This is a genomic window from Micromonospora coerulea (genome assembly GCF_016598485.1).
Taxonomy (GTDB): domain Bacteria; phylum Actinomycetota; class Actinomycetes; order Mycobacteriales; family Micromonosporaceae; genus Micromonospora; species Micromonospora coerulea.
This window is the reverse complement of the sequence record NZ_JAEMUW010000001.1, coordinates 169,943-185,739: the sequence shown is the minus strand read 5'-3', so window position 1 is coordinate 185,739 and position 15,797 is coordinate 169,943. Positions and strand designations below refer to the sequence as shown.

Here is a 15,797-nt window from a genome sequence, read left to right as displayed (position 1 = left end):
GCACCCTCGATGGGAGAGTGCTAATCGCAGGTTATGCCTCGGCTAGCACTCCGTCAAGGAGAGTGCCAGCCCGACACCCGGCGCGTCGCCACGGACCGGCCGGCCCGACCGGTCGCGATCCCCGCCACAGCGCGACCTCGCGGCCTCGGGGACCTCGCGGACCACGCCACGTCGGTGGCGTGCCGACACCCGGCCGGCCCGGTCGCGGTCGGGCCGGGAGAATGGCCCGATGGACCTCGACCAGCTCGCCGCGCTGCGTACCGCCGAGGGGTCGGCCGCGCTCGCCGCGGCGGCCCGGGTGGCCGGCGGCGACCCGCTGGCCGCGGCGGCCGCGCTCCGCTCGGCCGGCGTGCCGGCCGGGCTGGCCGCCGCCGCGCTCACCCAGGCCGAGCTGCGCCGCCGGGCCGTGGGCAAGTTCGGGCCCGCCGCGGCCGGCATGTTCCTCACCCGCGCCGGGTTGGAGCAGGCCACCCGCCGGGTGGTCGCCGACCGGCGGGCCGCCCGGCTGCGCGCCGCCGGAGTACGCACCCTGGCCGACCTGGGTTGCGGACTCGGCGCGGACGGGCTGGCCGCCGCCCGCGCCGGCATCCGGGTGTACGGCGTGGAGGCCGACCCCGTCACCGCCGCGATGGCCGCCGCCAATGCCGAGGCGGCCGGGCTGGCCGAGGAGTTCACGGTGGAGTGCGGCGACGCGACCGCCTTCGACGTGCGCCGGGTGGACGCGGTCTTCTGCGACCCGGCCCGGCGCCGGGCCGGTACCGGCCGGCGGATCTTCGACCCGAACGCCTACTCGCCGCCGTGGGACTTCGTCACCGGGCTGGCCGAGCGGGTGCCGCGCACCGTGGTCAAGGTGGCCCCGGGGCTGGACCACGCGCTGATTCCGGCCGGCGCGGAGGCCGAATGGGTCAGCGTCGACGGCGACCTGGTGGAGGCTGCGCTCTGGTGCGGCCCGCTCGCCGAGGTGCCCCACCGGGCCACCGTGCTGCGCGGCGACGTCCCGCACGTGCTGACCGGCTCCGGCGACGCGGAGGCGCCGGTCGGGCCCACCCGCCGCTTCCTGTACGACCCGGACCCGGCGGTGGTCCGCGCGCACCTGGTCGCCGAGCTGGCCGGGGAGCTGGATGCGACCCTCGCCGACCCGAGCATCGCCTACCTGTACGCCGACACCGCCAGGGCGACCCCGTACGCCCGCTGCCTGGCGGTGACCGACGTGCTGCCGTTCTCGCTGAAGCGGCTGCGGGCCCTGCTCCGGGACCGTCGGGTCGGCCGGGTGGAGATCCTCAAGCGCGGCTCGGCGCTGGAGCCGGAGCGGCTGCGCCGGGACCTGCGGCTCTCCGGTGACGCGGCGGCGAGCCTGGTGCTGACCCGGGTGGCCGGCGCGCCCACCGTGCTGATCGGCCAGCCGGCCTGACATTCCGGCTCGCCCGGGCGCCCGCCGGGCGCTAGCTTGTCGGCATGGCGGGACAGGGCACTCCGGCGACCGCGCTGCTCGCGCGGCGGAAGATCGCGCACAGCACCCACCCGTACGACGTCTCCCCGGACGCGCCGAACTACGGCGCCCTGGTCGCGGCGGCCCTCGGGGTGCCGCCGGAGCGGGTGTTCAAGTCGCTGGTCACCGAGGTCGATGGTGGACTCACGGTGGCGGTCGTGCCGGTCACCGGCGAGCTGGACCTCAAGGCGCTCGCCGCCGCGACGGGCGGGAAGCGGGCCGCCCTGGCCGACCGGACGGCCGCCGAGCGGGCCACCGGGTACGTGCGCGGCGGCATCAGCCCGCTCGGCCAGCGCCGACGCCTGCCGACCGTGGTCGACGCCTCGGCGCTGGACCACCCGACCGTGTACGTCTCCGCCGGGCGTCGCGGGCTCCAGGTGCAGCTGAGCCCCACGGACCTGATCGCGCTCACGGCCGCGGTGACCGCTCCGCTCGCCGCCCGCTGAGCGCCGGGGGCGCGGCGGCGGCATCGATGTCGGCCGCGTTGCGGAATTGTTATCGCTGGTGACGAGGTCCTGACCGACCCGGCTCTTGTGCGACCGGGCGGTGAACAATACGTTGCCCGGAACAACAAATCGCAGGTGAGGCGGCATGCGGCAGCCCACCGGCGCGTACCTCCCCTTCACGCTCCCCCTCGAGTTCCGTCTCCCTCGAAAGGAACCGTGCACATGCGCAGAGGGATCCTCACCCTCGCCGCGGTCGGTGTGCTGACCGCGGGGAGCCTGACCGCCTGCGACGCCGCCGGCGACGCTGCCGGGAGCCAGCCCAGAGCGAAGATCGGCGTGATCCTGCCCGACAGCGCCTCGTCGAATCGCTGGGAGACCGCCGACCGCAAGTACCTGGAGGCGGCGTTCAAGGCCGCCGGCGTGGAGTACGACATCCAGAACGCCCAGAACGACAAGGCGCGCTTCGTGACCATCGCCGAGCAGATGATCACGAACGGGGTGACCGTACTGATGATCACCAACCTGGACTCGGGCACCGGCAAGGCGGTCCTGGACAAGGCCACCCAGCGCGGCGTCGCCACCATCGACTACGACCGGCCCACCCTCGGCGGCTCCGCGCAGTACTACGTCAGCTTCGACAACGTCGCCGTCGGCCGGATGATGGGCGAGGGCCTGGTCACCTGCCTCGCCGACCGGGGCGTACGGCGCCCGGTGATCGCGGAGCTGAACGGCGCGCCGACCGACAACAACGCGGCCCAGTTCAAGGAGGGCTACGACTCGGTCCTGAAGCCGAAGTACGCCGCGCGTCAGTACGTCGCCGGCCCCGACCAGGACGTGCCCGGCTGGAACAACACCACCGGTGGCACGATCTTCGAGCAGATGCTGACCCAGACGAACGGCCGGATCGACGGCGTCGTCGCCGCCAACGACGGGCTGGCCAACGCGGTCATCTCGGTGCTGCGGAAGAACAAGCTCAACGGGCGCGTCCCGGTCACCGGCCAGGACGCCGACGCCCAGGCCCTGCGGCACATCCTCGCCGGCGACCAGTGCATGACCGTGTACAAGCCGATCAAGGCGGAGGCCGAGGCCGCCGCCGACCTGGTGATCGGCCTGGCCCGGGGCGAGCGGAAGAAGACCGAGCAGCGGTTCCACGACCCCCAGGGCGGCCGGGACGTGCCCGCCGTGCTGCTGGGCGCGGAACCGATCACCAAGGACACCGTGAAGAACGTCATCGCCGACGGCTTCGTCGACAAGGCCGACGTGTGCACCGCGGAGTACGCCGCGCTCTGCGCCCGGGCGGGCATCAGCTGAGCCGGCCGCGGCCGGCCGGCCCGGACCGGCGAACCGGCATCCGGACACCCAGTAAGGAGACACCCGTGTCCGAGACACCCCTGTTGGAGCTGCGTGGAGTCGACAAGAGCTTCGGTCCCGTGCAGGTGCTCCGCGACGTCGACTTCGCGGTGTACCCGGGCGAGGTGACCGCGCTGGTCGGCGACAACGGCGCCGGAAAGTCGACCCTGGTCAAGTGCATCAGCGGCATCTACGGCACCGACGCCGGCGAGTTCTTCTTCGAGGGACGGCCGGTGACCATCAACGGTCCCCGGGACGCCGCCGGTCTCGGCATCGACGTGGTCTACCAGGACCTCGCGCTCTGCGACAACCTCGACATCGTGCAGAACATGTTCCTCGGCCGGGAGCGGCGCTCGGGCCTGGTGCTCGACGAGCCGACCATGGAGGAACTGGCGGCCCGGACCCTCGCCGAGCTCTCGGTCCGGACGATCGGCTCCCTGCGCCAGCACGTGTCCAGCCTGTCCGGCGGTCAACGGCAGACGGTGGCGATCGCCAAGGCGGTGCTCTGGAACAGCCGGCTGGTCATCCTCGACGAGCCGATGGCGGCCCTCGGCGTGGCGCAGACCGCCCAGGTCCTCGAACTGGTCCGGCGGCTCGCCGACAACGGGCTGGCGGTCGTCCTCATCTCGCACAACATGAACGACGTCTTCGCCGTCTCCGACCGGATCGCGACGCTCTACCTGGGTCAGATGGTCGCCCAGGTGCGGACCACCGACGTCACGCACGCCCAGGTGGTCGAGCTGATCACGTCCGGGCGCAGCGACTCGCTCGGCGCCAACGGCAGGAACGACGGCGGTCGCCGACGCAACGGGACAGTGGGGGGCCTGGAATGATCACGCAATCTCGGACGGACCACCCGGAGACCTGGTCGGCCGTCCCCGCCCGGACCACCCTCGACGGCCACGTGCGCAGCTACCTCGCCCGCCTGCGGGGCGGCGACATGGGTGCCCTGCCGGCGATCCTCGGCCTGGTCGTGCTCTGCGCGTTCTTCTCGGTGCTGCGGCCCAACTTCCTCACCGCCGGCAACTTCGCGAACCTGTTCACCCAGGGTGCGGCCGTCGTGCTGATCGCGATGGGGCTGGTGTTCGTTCTGCTGCTGGGCGAGATCGACCTCTCCGCGGGCTTCGCCAGCGGGGTCTGCGCGGCCGTGCTGGCCAACCTGCTCACCCTCCAGGGCTGGCCCTGGTACCTGGCCACCACCGCCGCGCTGGCCACCGGTGCGGCCATCGGGCTGGTGCTCGGCTTCCTGGTGGCCAAGGTCGGCATCCCGTCCTTCGTGGTCACGCTCGCCGCGTTCCTCGCCTTCCAGGGCATCATGCTGATGCTGATCAAGGGCGGCACCACCGTCGCGGTGCAGGCCGCCCCCATCGTCGCGATCGAGAACCGGAACCTGTCGCCGCTGGTCGGCTGGCTGCTGGCCGCGGTCGCCGTCGCCGGGTACGGCGTCACCCAGCTGCGCCGGTACCACACCCGGCGGACCCGGGACCTGGCGACCGATCCGCTGTCGGTGGTGCTGATCCGGATCGGCGGCCTCGCCGCGGTCGTCGGCGCCGCCGTGTACGTGCTCAACGTGGAGCGCAGCCTGAACAGCCTGATCAGCTCGAACCGCGGCATGCCGGTCGTGGTGCCGCTGATCGCGGTGCTGTTCGTCGCGCTCAGCTTCGTGCTGTCCCGCACGGCGTACGGGCGGCACCTGCAGGCGGTCGGCGGGAACCGGGAGGCCGCCCACCGGGCCGGCATCAGCGTCGACCGGATCCGGATCTCGGTCTTCGTGATCTGCTCCTCGATGGCCGCGGTCGGCGGCATCGTGGCGGCCAGCCGGTTCAGCTCGGTGGACGCCACCACCGGCGGCAGCGACGTCCTGCTGTACGCGGTCGGCGCGGCGGTGATCGGCGGGACCAGCCTCTTCGGCGGCAAGGGCCGGGTGGTCGACGCCGTGCTCGGCGGCGCGGTGGTCGCGGTGATCGACAACGGGATGGGGCTGATGGACGCCAGTTCCGGGGTGAAGTACCTGTTCACCGGGCTGGTGCTGCTGCTGGCCGCCGGGGTCGACGCGCTGTCCCGGCGTCGGGCCGCCGCGACCGGGAACCGCTGAGCCCGCTGATGCGCACGGGGCCGAGCCAGGAGGAGATTCGCCGGCAGAATCTCGGTGCGCTGCTGCGCCACGTCCACCTCCGCGGCGCCATGTCGCGGGCCGAACTCACCACCGCCCTCGGGCTCAACCGCAGCACCATCGGTGCGTTGACCGCCGACCTGGCCAGCGCCGGCCTGGTCAGCGAGGCGATCCCGAAGCAGCGCGGGCGGGGCGCCGGGCGGCCGTCGCTGGTCGTCCGGCCCGAGTCGGCCCGGGTCCACGCCTGGGCGTTCAGCATCGAGGTGGACCGGTTGCAGGCCGCCCGGATCGGGCTCGGCGGTGTCGTGCTCGACCGCCGCGAGCTGGGCCGGCCGCGCGGGCTGGTCGCCGCGGAGACCGCGCCGCTGCTGGCCGGGGCGCTCAAGGAGATGCGGCGGGCGGTGCCGCCGGGGACGATCGGCGTCGGCGCCGGAATCGCGGTCTGCGGCATGGTGCGCCGTGAGGACGGCCTCGTCCGGCTCAGCCCCCACGCGGGCTGGGTGAACGAGCCGATCGGCGCCACCCTCGCCACCGAGCTGGGCGCGGACACGCCCGTGGTGGTGGCCAACGTGGCCGACGTCTGCGCGTTCGCCGAACACGCCCGCGGTGCCGCGGCCGGCTGCGACAACGTCATCTACCTGTACGGGGACGTCGGCGTGGGCGCCGGCATCATCGCCGGCGGCCGTCGGCTGACCGGGCACGGCGGCTACGGCGGCGAGGTGGGCCATATGGTGGTCAACCGGCACGGCTCCCCCTGCGAGTGCGGGTCCCGTGGCTGCTGGGAGACCGAGATCGGGGAGTACGCCCTGCTCAAGGCCGCCGACCGGCCGGAGGCGTTCGGCCGGGAGGCGGTGCTGGCGGTCTTCGACGCCGCCGACCGCGGTGATGCCCGCGCCCAGACGGCGGTCCGGCAGGTCGGCGACTGGCTGGGCTTCGGCGTGGGGAACCTGGTCAACCTCTTCAATCCGGAGATGGTGATCTTCGGTGGGACGATGCGGGACCTGTACCTCGCCGCGGCGGCGCAGGTGCGCAGCCGGCTCAACTCGGTCGCGCTCTCGGCGTGCCTGGAGCACGTCCGGCTGCGCACCCCGCAACTAGGCAACGACGCCGCGCTGATCGGGGCGGCCGAGCTGGCCTTCGAGCGGCTGCTCGCGGATCCGCTCGACGCCTCCTGACCACGAGGGCTGTCGGCCCCCGGTGAACCGATCGCGCCGGTGATCCGTACCAGTGTCCGAACGGGCGGCCGGCGAGGTGCGGCCGCCCGGCGACACACGCGTTCGGTCCGGACCGAGGAGGCACCGCAACGATGGCACCGCTGGAATCCGCACGCCGCCGGCCAGCGCACCGGACCCACCGGGTGGCGCTGCTGCTCATCACGCTCGTCGCGGGGCTCGGCGTCCTTCCCGGCACCGCTTTGGCCGCGCCCGGATCGCAACTGAACGCCGCCGACATGACCCTGCTCAACGGGGTACGGCTGGCCGGGCTCTGGGAGATGCCGGCCGGGCAGCTGGCCGCCGAGAAGGGCCGGTCGCCGCGGGTACGCGAGATCGGGGCGGAGATCGCCCGGCAGCACGGCGTCCTCGACCAGCTCGTGGTGGACGCCGCCAACAAGCTGGGCGCCACCCTGCCGACCGACCCGACCAGCGAGCAGAAGGGGTGGCTGGGCGAGATGCAGAACGCGACCGGCACCCGCTTCGACCAGATCTTCGTCACCCGGCTCCGGGTCGCCCACGGCAAGATCTTCCCGGTGATCGGGGCGGTACGGGCCAGCACCCGGGACGCCACCGTGCGCAAGCTCGCCGACGAGGCCAACAAGTTCGTCACCGACCACATGGCGATGCTGGAGAGCACCGGGCTGGTCCGCTGGCAACAGCTGCCCCCCGCCGCGCTGCCCCCGGCGCAGAGCGACTCGCTGGTCGCCGCGGCCGCGGCCAACGTCGGCAGCGGCGGCCGCACCGAGGTCAGCACCACCGTCGTCTGGCTGGTCTTCCTCATCGCCCTCGGCACCGGCGGCATCGCCACCTACCGCATCCTGCGCCGCAACTGACGCCCGTCGCCGGGGGCCCCGCGGGGGCCGGCGTGCCGTCAGCCGTGCCAGGACCGCCACAGGGCGGCGTACGAGCCACCCGCGGCGACCAGCTCGTCGTGCGAGCCCAGCTCGGTGATCCGGCCGTCCTCCACCACCGCCACCCGGTCCGCGTCGTGCGCGGAGAAGAGCCGGTGCGCGATCGCGATCACCGTCCGCCCCTGCAACACGGCGGCGAGGGAGCGTTCCAGTTCCCGCGCGGCGTGCGGGTCGATCAACGAGGTGGCCTCGTCCAGCACCAGGGTGTGCGGGTCGGCGAGGACCAGCCGGGCCAGCGCGAGCTGCTGGGCCTGCGCCGGGGTGAGCGGGTGCCCGCCCGAACCGACCTGGGTGGCCAGCCCTGCCGGCAGCGCCTCCGCCCAGCCCAGCGCGTCGACAGCGGCCAGCGCGGCCCGGACCTCGGCGTCGTCCGCCGCCGGCCGGACCATCGCCACGTTCTCCGCCACGGTGCCGATGAAGACGTGGTGCTCCTGGCTGACCAGCGCGACGTGGCTGCGCAGCTCGGCCAGGGGCAGCTCGGCCAGCGGCCGACCGTCCACCGTCACCGCGCCGGAGCGCGGCGCGTGCACCCCGGCCAGCAACCGACCCAGGGTGGACTTCCCCGCGCCGGACGGGCCGACCATGGCCAGCTTCTCCCCCGGCCGGGGCACCAGGGTCACCCCGTGCAGCACGTCGTGGCCCTCCCGGTAGGCGTACCGGACGTCGCGGGCGGCGAGCCGACGCTCCCCGCCCGGCGGGACGGGCGCGGCGGGCGTCGCCGGTGCCGGCGCCCCGTCGGCGGCCACCCCGAGCAGCCGGGCCATCGAGGCGCCGCCGACCTGGAGCTCGTCCAGCCAGGAGAGCAGCCGGTCGATCGGGTCCACCAGCTGCTGCACGTAGAGGGTGGCCGCGGTGACCTGACCGAGGCTGGCCCAGCCCCGCAGGTGGAACCAGCCGCCGATCACCAGGGTGGCGACCACCGGCACGACGTACCCGATCTCCGCGATCGGGAAGAACACGGTACGCAGGCGGAGGGTGTAGCGCTCGGCGGCGTACGACCGCCGGATGTCGGCGTCGCTGCGGGCCCGCCGGCGGGCCTGCTGGCGCAGCGCCTCGGTGGTGCGCGCCCCCGCCACCGTCTCGCTGATCCCGTCGGTGATGTCCGAGTAGGCGGCGTTCTCCCGCAGGTAGCCCTCGGGGGCGCGGCGCAGGTACCAGCGGGTGCCGGCCCAGAGCACCGGGACCGCGAGCAGGCAGGGCAGCGCCAGCAGCGGACCGGTCAGCAGCAGCGCGCCGAGGACCAGCACGACCGTCAGCACCGCGATCAGCGTCTCCGGTACCGCGAACCGGACCGTGCGGGACAGCGCCGAGACGTCCCGCGAGGTGCGGGTGAGCAGGTCACCGGTGCCGGCCCGCTCCACCGTGGACAGCGGCAGGGCGAGCACCCGGTCGACGAAGTCCTCGCGCAGCTCGGCGAGCACCCGCTCGCCGAGCCGGGCCGAGGCCAGGTGGGCGAACCGGACCAGCACCGACTGGACCACCACGAACCCGGCGATAGCCAGCGCGACCCGGTCGACGGTGACCGCCGCAACCCCCCGCGAGATCCCCTCCACCAGGTCACCCAGCAGCCGGGGCGCCACCAGGCCGGCCGCCGCGGCGAGGGCGTGCAGCCCGAGCGCCACGGCCAGGCCGCGCGGGTGCCGGCGGACCAGCGTGCGGGCGTACCGGCGGACCTGGTCGGCGTCGGCGACCGGCAGCGCGGCGCTCATCGCTCCTCCTCCCGGCTCACCGTGGCCGCGTAGCGCGGCTCCGCGGCGAGCAGCTCGTCGTGCCGGCCCTCGGCCACCACCTTGCCGTCCTCCACGAAGACCACGTGCTCGGCCCGGCCCAGCACGAGCGGGCTGGTGGTGCAGACCAGGGTGGTCCGCCCCCGCCGGGCCGCGCTCAGCCGGTCGGCGATCCTCGCCTCGGTGTGCGCGTCCACCGCGCTGGTCGGCTCCACCAGCACCAGCGTCTCCGGGTCGGCGACCAGCGCGCGGGCCAGCCGCAGCCGCTGCCGCTGCCCGCCGGAGAACTCCCGGCCTCGCTCGGCCACCTGGCCCGCCAAGCCGTCGGGCAGGGCGTCGACGATGTCCGTCGCGCTCGCCGCCACCAGGGCCGCCTCGACCGCGTCGCGGCCGGCCGCGTCGTGCGGGTCCAGCTCCGACCGGAGCGGGCCGGTGAAGAGATGCGCGTCGTTGTCGGCCACCACGATCCGCTCGCGCACCGTCGCCACCGCCAGGTCCCGCAGCGGTACGCCGTGCAGCGTCACGTCGCCGTCGACGAACCGGCCGAGCCGGTCGGCGATCGTCGCCGCGTCCTCCGGCGCCGTCGCGGCCAGCGCGGTGAGCCGCCCCGGCCGCAGCACCAGCCCGGACTGGACGTCGACCAGTTCGCCCGGTCCGGCGGGCAGCGTCGCCGGGCGGGGCGGGTCGACCAGTTCCGGGGTGAGCCGGAGCAGCCGGACCACCCGCCGGGCGGCGACATGCCCCCGGGTCAGCTTGTCGGCCGCCTCGGTGAGGTTGCGCAGCGGGCTGATCAGGAAGGCGGTGTAGCCGTAGAAGGCGACGAGCTGGCCGGCGCTGATCTCACCGCGCAGCGCGAACCGCGCCCCGAGCCAGGTCACCAGCACCACGAACGCGCCGGGGAGCAGCACCTGGGCCGCCTCCAGCAGCGACTCGACCCGGGCCACCCGGAGGCCGTCCGCGCGCAGCGCCTGGGACTGCGCCCGGTACCGCGCGGAGAGCAGCGGCTCGCCGCCCACGCCGCGCAGCACCCGCAGCCCGGAGACGATGTCCCCGGCCCGGGCGGTCAGCCGCCCCTCCGAGTCCCGGTACGCCTGCTGCTGCCGGTGCAGCGGCCGGATCAGCAGCCCGACCAGGCCCATCAGCAGCGGTACGCCGAGCACCACCACCAGCCCGAGCGGCACCGAGGCGTCCAGCAGGATCACCGCGACCGTGACGACGGCGACGATCGAACCGGCGCCCCGCGCGGTGATGTCGACGGCGCTGCCGATGTGCTCGATGTCGGCCGTACCGATGCTCACCACCTCGCCGGCGGCGACCCGGCGCGGCAGCGCGGCGCCCAGCCGGTTGGTGGCCTCGACGGTCACCTGCACGGTCCGGTACGCGGCGGCCAGCCAGTTGTGCACCGCGCAGCGGTGCCGCAGGATCCCGGCCACCGCCTGGAACACGCCCAGCCCCAGCAGCACGGCGCCCCAGGTCAGCAGGGCGTCCGGGTCGCGGTGGGCGAGGCCGGCGTCGATCGCCCGGCCCACGGCGGCCGGCATCAGCGCCTGGGCGACCATCCAGGCGATGCCCAGCCCGATGCCGGCGGTGAAGAGGAACGGGTGCCGGCCGGCCAGCCACACCAGGTAGCGGGTGGCGGACCGGGCGTCGGGGGTGCCGGGATCGCCGGCGGGTTCGAAGCGCATGACGCCTGCGACGCTAGGCGGCGACGACCGCGTCACGCATCCCAATTCCCGCCGGTCAGCGCCATTGCGACGCAGGTCGCACCGGGTGCCTCGGCGGCGGGGCCACCCCGGCGACCGGCGATCGCTAGGCTTCCGGCGGGGCGTGGCCGGTCCAGGTCCCGCCACAGTCGACCGGGAACGGGGTGGCCACAGTGACCGACCAGTACGACCGACCGGACGGCCCGTTGGGCCGCCTCACCGCCGTCCGGGCTGCCGGCGACGCGGCGGGTGGCCTCGTGCACGTCGAGCTGGACGGCACCGGTGACCTGCTCGCCCTCGACCTCGACCCGCGGGTCATGCGGCTGCCCTCCGAGGACCTGGCGGCGGCGATCCGCGAGGCGTTCGGCACCGCCCGGGCCGAGTTGCAGGCCGCCCTTCAGGAGCAGTTCGCCGCGCAGCCGGTGACCCTGCCGCAGGGGCTCGGGCCGCTGCTCAACGACCTCGGCTTCGGCGCCCAGCGCCCGCGGTGCTGTCGCACGCGCTGGAGACGTACGGCTCGCACGTCCAGCTGCTGATCACCGCCGCCGAGGGGCTGGCCGACTGGGCGGAGCGGGTGGTCGAGGCCGACCGGGTGTCCGACGCGCTCTTCACCTCGCTGCACGGCCGGCTGGGCGGCTGACCCGCACCCGCCGTCCGGTCAGCGGTCCACCTGAGTGAAGTCCCAGGAGTGCGGCGGCCGGGCCACCAGCCGCATCGGCGGCTCCGGCAGGTCCCGCGGGCCGCTGCGCCACTTCGAGATCACCACCAGCCGGTGGTCGGTGGAGGAGAAGACCTCGCTGGACAGGTGCAGCGGGTCGTGCTCGAATTCGGGCAGCGCGGTGTCGCAGACCCAGGTGATCAGCTCCGCGAAGCCGTAGGGCTCCGCCCGCGCCTCCCACATCCGTACGATCATCGGCCCTCCCCCGTCAGACGCTGACCGTGGTCAGCGGCATCGCCGAGTCGGCCGGCAGGTCGAGGCGGCTGGGCGCGACGCCCGAGGACACCAGGTGCGAGCCGAGCGCGGCGACCATCGCCCCGTTGTCCGTGCAGAGGTTCGGCCGGGGCACCCGGACCCGGATGCCGTGCTTCGCCGCCCGGTGCTCGGCCATCGCCCGCAGTCGGGAGTTGGCGGCCACGCCCCCGCCGATCACCAGCGTCCCGATGCCGTTGGTCCGGCAGGCGTCCAGCGCCTTGCCGACCAGCACGTCGCAGACCGCCTCCTGGAAGGACGCCGCCACGTCGGCCACCGGCACCGGTTCGCCGGCCCGCTGCCGCGCCTCCACCCAGCGGGCCACCGCGGTCTTCAGCCCGGAGAAGGAGAAGTCGTACCGGTGGGCGGCCAGGTCCTTGGCGGCGGTCAGGCCGCGCGGGAAGGCGATGGCACCGCCGTCGCCGGCCCGGGCCTCCCGGTCGATCCACGGGCCGCCGGGGAAGGGCAACCCGAGCAGCCGGGCGACCTTGTCGAACGCCTCACCGGCGGCGTCGTCGATGGTCGAGCCGAGCGGGGTGACGCCACGGGCCAGGTCGTCGACGCGCAGCAGCGACGAGTGCCCGCCGGAGACCAGCAGGGCGATCGACGGCTCCGGCAGCGGCCCGTGCTCCAGGGTGTCCACGGCGACGTGCGCGGCGAGGTGGTTGACCCCGTACACCGGCTTCTCGGCCGCCACGGCGTAGCCCTTGGCGGCGGCCACGCCGACCAGCAGCGCGCCAGCCAGGCCCGGCCCGGACGTCACCGCGATCGCGTCGATGTCCGCGATGGTCACGCCGGCCTCGGCCAGCGCCCGCTCCATGGTGGGGACGATCGCCTCCAGGTGGGCCCGGCTGGCCACCTCGGGCACCACGCCGCCGAACCGGGCGTGCTCCTCGACGCTGGAGGCCAGCGCGTCGGCGAGCAGGGTGTGGCCGCGCACGATGCCCACGCCGGTCTCGTCGCAGGAGGTCTCGATGCCGAGGATCAGGGGTTCGTCAGCCATGCTCATCAGTCCTCGGTGCGCCGCATGACCAGCGCGTCGACGTTGCTGGGTTGGTAGTAGCCGCGCCGCACCCCGATCGGCTCGAAGCCGTACGTCGCGTAGAGCCGCTGCGCAGGCGCGTTGTCCGCCGCCACCTCCAGCAGCGTGCTGCGGGCGCCGCGCCGGGCCGCCTCGGCGAGCAGCGCCTCCAGCAGCAGCCGGCCGACGCCCCGACGCTGGGCGTCCCGGCGGACCGCGATGTTCTGCACCCACGCCTCGTCGGGCGGGGCCACCGCCAGCCCGGCGTAGCCGAGCAGCTCACCGGCGGCGTCGGTGGCGACCAGGTAGTGGTGGCCGTTGGCCAGCTCGTTCCAGAACATCGCCGGGGACCACTGTTCGGCGCCGAAGAGGTCCGCCTCGATCGGCATCACCCGGTCGATGTGCCACCAACGGAACCGACCGACCCGGACCGCGCTCACGGTGTCGCCTCGGTTCGCGACTGCGGGGCTCGCAGACCCGGCTCACTCCTCGCGCTCACGGTGTCGCCTCGGTTCGCGACTGCGGGGCTCGCAGACCCGGCTCACTCCTCGCGCTCACGGGAGGACCGGCTTGTGGCCGGTGGCCGCCACCGCGTCCGGGCGGCGCAGGTAGAGCGGGGTGAGCCGCTCGCCGGGCGCGCCCGCCCGGATCCGCTCGGCGGCGAGCCCGGCCAGCGCCATCGCGTCCGGGTAGCGCGGCTCGGCCCGGACCGGCAGGCCGAGGACGTCGGCGTACCGGTGTGCCCCGTCGCCCACGGCCACGGTGACGGCCAGCGCGCGGGCGCGCTCGGCGGCGACCGCGGGCGCGTCGACGTTAGGCCCGGCGATCCGCTGGCCGGCGCCGTCGTAGACCGCCCAGTAGACCTCCCGGCGGCGGGCGTCACTGGCCGCGAGGACCGGCTCGCCGGCTGCGACCGGGTGGCCGATGCCGTCCAGCGAGCAGACGCCGTACGTGGGGATGCCGAGCACCTGGCCCATGGTGGCGGCGGTGACCAGGCCGACCCGCAGCCCGGTGAACGGCCCGGGACCGAGCCCGGCGACGATCGCGGCCAGGTCGGCGGGGCGGGCGTCGGCGTCGGCCAGCACCGCGTCGACCTGCGGCGCGAGCAGCTCGCCGTGGGCCCGGGCGTCGACCGTGCACCGCTGCGCGCGGGCCAGGACACCGTCCGCCGAGACCTCGACCAGCGCCGCGGTCACCGCGGGCGTCGAGGAGTCCACCACCAGTACGAGCACGGTGAACCAGCCTAGCCGGCACCCCGCTCCCGCCCGGTCACCCCCCGGGTCGGGACGCACCCGACCGGTCCGTTCTGCCGGCCAGCCGGTCAACCGCGACGCCGGCCCGCACCGCCGGTGTCGATCCGGGACGGCACGGCACCACCGCGAGCGATATACCTGTGAGGCATAAATATGACTCTCACGTATATCGCTCAATGCGGTGCTTCATCATCCGGAGGTGCCCGAGAGTCGCCTTGCCACGCAGATCGCCGCCGCTCTCCGTCGGGAGCGGGGCGGTCGGCTGCTGACCCAGCAGGCGCTGGCCGACCAGGTCGGCACGAGCCAGGCTGCCATCGCCCGGGTCGAGCGGGGCGACCGGTTACCCAGCCTCACCCTCGTCGAGCGGCTGTTCGCCGCGCTCGACCTCCAGCTCGCCGTCGCCGTCGAGCCGCTGGACGCGCACCTCGACACCAGGATGGCCGAGCTGGCCGCCCGGCCGCTCCCCGAGCGGATCGAGCAGCTCGGGCTGGACCGGTTGATCGACCGGCTCGGCGACCTGCCCCACCTGCTGACCGGCAGCACCGCCGCGCTGCTCCAAGGCGCACCGGTCCCCGTGGACGCGGTGGAGATCGCCCTGCGCTGGCGTGACTCGTCCCGCTTCACCGCCTGGCTGAGGGCCGGGTACGGGCAACGCTGGAACGCCCGGTGGGAGGAGTTCGGCGGCCTGCAGCTCGAACCGGAGGAGCCGGGCGAGCACCGCTGGCGGACCCGGTACGGCGAGATCCGGGCGCAGCTCTGCGACGAGCTGCCCGAGTCGATCGAGGTCCGGCACGGCGACCGTCTTTACCGGGTCGTGCCGCTGCTCCAGGTGGAGCTGACCGACCCGCGCGCCGCCGATCTCCTCCGCCGCCACCGGCGGCGGTCAGCCGGCTGAGCGCTCCCAGTCGATGGTGGGCAGGCCGGCGTCGGCGAGGGCCTTGTTCGCGGCGCTGAACGGCCGGCTGCCGATGAAGCCACGCGGGTTCATCGGGCTGGGGTGGCCAGCCTCCAGCACCACGTGCCGGGGGTTGGTGACCAGGGCCGCCTTCTTGCGGGCGTAGCCACCCCAGAGCAGGAAGACCACCCGCTGGTCGAGGGCGTCGAGGGCGCGGATCGTGGCGTCGGTGAACTCCTCCCAGCCGGCGTTGGCGTGCGAGCCGGGGGTGGCCTGGCGGACGGTGAGCACCGAGTTGAGCAGCAGCACGCCCTGCGCCGCCCAGCCGCTCAGGTTGCCGCTGCGCGGCTTCGGCACGCCCACGTCCTCGCCCAGCTCCTTGAAGACGTTGCGCAGCGACGGCGGCACCGTCACCCCCTCGCGCACGCTGAAGCTCAGCCCGTGCGCCTGCCCGGCCCGGTGGTACGGGTCCTGCCCCAGGATCAGCACCCGGCACCCCGCCGGCCCGCACAGCCGGTAGGCGGAGAAGAGGTCCTCGACCGGGGGGAAGACGGTCTGCGTCGCGTACTCCCGGGCGACGAACTCGGCCAGCGCCGCGGTGCGGGCCGGGTCCAGATGTGGGGTGAGCACCGCCCGCCACTCGTCGGGGAGGAGCGCCAGCAGGTCGAGGGTCGGGGCGTTGTCGCGCATCGGCAGCCTTTCGCA

17 protein-coding genes are annotated in these 15,797 nt (G+C 74.6%); 10 read left to right on the top strand and 7 right to left on the bottom strand.

The genetic code is table 11. The annotated features are described in order from the left end of the window. Positions 1–229 precede the first annotated feature (229 nt). The 7 genes from I8N68_RS00950 to I8N68_RS00920 all read left to right on the top strand — a co-directional run bounded on the left by I8N68_RS00950 (position 230) and on the right by I8N68_RS00920 (position 7,445). Positions 230–1,411: a class I SAM-dependent methyltransferase gene (locus tag I8N68_RS00950; RefSeq protein WP_200206414.1), complete on the top strand. Its 1,182-nt coding sequence runs from the start codon at positions 230–232 to the stop codon at positions 1,409–1,411. Positions 1,412–1,455: 44 nt separating this feature from the next. After that, positions 1,456–1,935 carry a Cys-tRNA(Pro) deacylase gene (gene ybaK / locus I8N68_RS00945; RefSeq protein ID WP_200206413.1) on the top strand — a complete coding sequence of 160 codons (480 nt, stop codon included), beginning with the start codon at positions 1,456–1,458 and terminating at the stop codon, positions 1,933–1,935. A 222-nt stretch (positions 1,936–2,157) separates the two neighbouring features. Beyond that, positions 2,158–3,246: a sugar ABC transporter substrate-binding protein gene (locus tag I8N68_RS00940; RefSeq protein WP_200206405.1), complete on the top strand. Its 1,089-nt coding sequence runs from the start codon at positions 2,158–2,160 to the stop codon at positions 3,244–3,246. A 65-nt stretch (positions 3,247–3,311) separates the two neighbouring features. After that, the gene (locus I8N68_RS00935) at positions 3,312–4,118 is read left to right on the top strand and encodes an ATP-binding cassette domain-containing protein (protein WP_200206401.1); all 807 of its coding nucleotides are present in this window, start codon (positions 3,312–3,314) and stop codon (positions 4,116–4,118) included. Next, on the top strand, positions 4,115–5,380 hold the full coding sequence (locus tag I8N68_RS00930) for a sugar ABC transporter permease (RefSeq protein WP_200206400.1): 1,266 nt from the start codon (positions 4,115–4,117) through the stop codon (positions 5,378–5,380). Before I8N68_RS00935 ends, I8N68_RS00930 begins: the two co-directional genes overlap by 4 nt. 8 nt (positions 5,381–5,388) lie before the next feature. Further along, a complete protein-coding gene (locus I8N68_RS00925; RefSeq protein ID WP_200206399.1) occupies positions 5,389–6,573 on the top strand; it encodes an ROK family protein in 1,185 nt (394 codons plus the stop codon). Positions 6,574–6,704: 131 nt separating this feature from the next. After that, on the top strand, positions 6,705–7,445 hold the full coding sequence (locus I8N68_RS00920) for a DUF4142 domain-containing protein (RefSeq protein WP_200206397.1): 741 nt from the start codon (positions 6,705–6,707) through the stop codon (positions 7,443–7,445). Positions 7,446–7,483: 38 nt separating this feature from the next. On the opposite strand, the gene I8N68_RS00915 is transcribed toward I8N68_RS00920, so the two are convergent. Then, the gene (locus I8N68_RS00915; protein WP_200206395.1) at positions 7,484–9,232 is read right to left on the bottom strand and encodes an ABC transporter ATP-binding protein; all 1,749 of its coding nucleotides are present in this window, start codon (positions 9,230–9,232) and stop codon (positions 7,484–7,486) included. Next, positions 9,229–10,935: an ABC transporter ATP-binding protein gene (locus I8N68_RS00910; protein WP_200206393.1), complete on the bottom strand. Its 1,707-nt coding sequence runs from the start codon at positions 10,933–10,935 to the stop codon at positions 9,229–9,231. The genes I8N68_RS00915 and I8N68_RS00910 overlap by 4 nt, the downstream gene beginning before the upstream one ends. Before the next feature lie 191 nt (positions 10,936–11,126). Between I8N68_RS00910 and I8N68_RS00905 the strand changes: the two genes are divergently transcribed. Further along, positions 11,127–11,489, top strand: a complete 363-nt coding sequence (locus tag I8N68_RS00905; RefSeq protein ID WP_200206391.1) for a YbaB/EbfC family nucleoid-associated protein — start codon at positions 11,127–11,129, stop codon at positions 11,487–11,489. Next, positions 11,441–11,593 carry a hypothetical protein gene (locus I8N68_RS00900; protein WP_200206389.1) on the top strand — a complete coding sequence of 51 codons (153 nt, stop codon included), beginning with the start codon at positions 11,441–11,443 and terminating at the stop codon, positions 11,591–11,593. Before I8N68_RS00905 ends, I8N68_RS00900 begins: the two co-directional genes overlap by 49 nt. 18 nt (positions 11,594–11,611) lie before the next feature. Here the strand turns inward: I8N68_RS00900 and I8N68_RS00895 are convergent, their stop codons facing one another. The 4 genes from I8N68_RS00895 to tsaB all read right to left on the bottom strand — a co-directional run bounded on the left by I8N68_RS00895 (position 11,612) and on the right by tsaB (position 14,176). After that, complete coding sequence (locus tag I8N68_RS00895; RefSeq protein WP_200206387.1) at positions 11,612–11,866, bottom strand: hypothetical protein; 255 nt, start codon at positions 11,864–11,866, stop codon at positions 11,612–11,614. Positions 11,867–11,879: 13 nt separating this feature from the next. Continuing rightward, positions 11,880–12,926, bottom strand: a complete 1,047-nt coding sequence (gene tsaD, locus I8N68_RS00890) for a tRNA (adenosine(37)-N6)-threonylcarbamoyltransferase complex transferase subunit TsaD (RefSeq protein ID WP_200206384.1) — start codon at positions 12,924–12,926, stop codon at positions 11,880–11,882. Between the two features lie 5 nt (positions 12,927–12,931). Beyond that, positions 12,932–13,384, bottom strand: coding sequence for a ribosomal protein S18-alanine N-acetyltransferase (rimI, locus tag I8N68_RS00885; protein ID WP_307812446.1), 453 nt, complete (start codon positions 13,382–13,384; stop codon positions 12,932–12,934). A 114-nt stretch (positions 13,385–13,498) separates the two neighbouring features. Then, positions 13,499–14,176, bottom strand: a complete 678-nt coding sequence (gene tsaB, locus I8N68_RS00880; RefSeq protein WP_200206375.1) for a tRNA (adenosine(37)-N6)-threonylcarbamoyltransferase complex dimerization subunit type 1 TsaB — start codon at positions 14,174–14,176, stop codon at positions 13,499–13,501. 220 nt (positions 14,177–14,396) lie between these two features. Here tsaB and I8N68_RS00875 point away from each other — a divergent pair, with 220 nt between their 5' ends. Beyond that, positions 14,397–15,092: a helix-turn-helix domain-containing protein gene (locus tag I8N68_RS00875; protein ID WP_200206367.1), complete on the top strand. Its 696-nt coding sequence runs from the start codon at positions 14,397–14,399 to the stop codon at positions 15,090–15,092. Here the strand turns inward: I8N68_RS00875 and ung are convergent. Next, on the bottom strand, positions 15,081–15,782 hold the full coding sequence (gene ung, locus I8N68_RS00870; protein WP_200206365.1) for a uracil-DNA glycosylase: 702 nt from the start codon (positions 15,780–15,782) through the stop codon (positions 15,081–15,083). The two genes, I8N68_RS00875 and ung, sit on opposite strands and share 12 nt — an antisense overlap. Positions 15,783–15,797 lie beyond the last annotated feature (15 nt).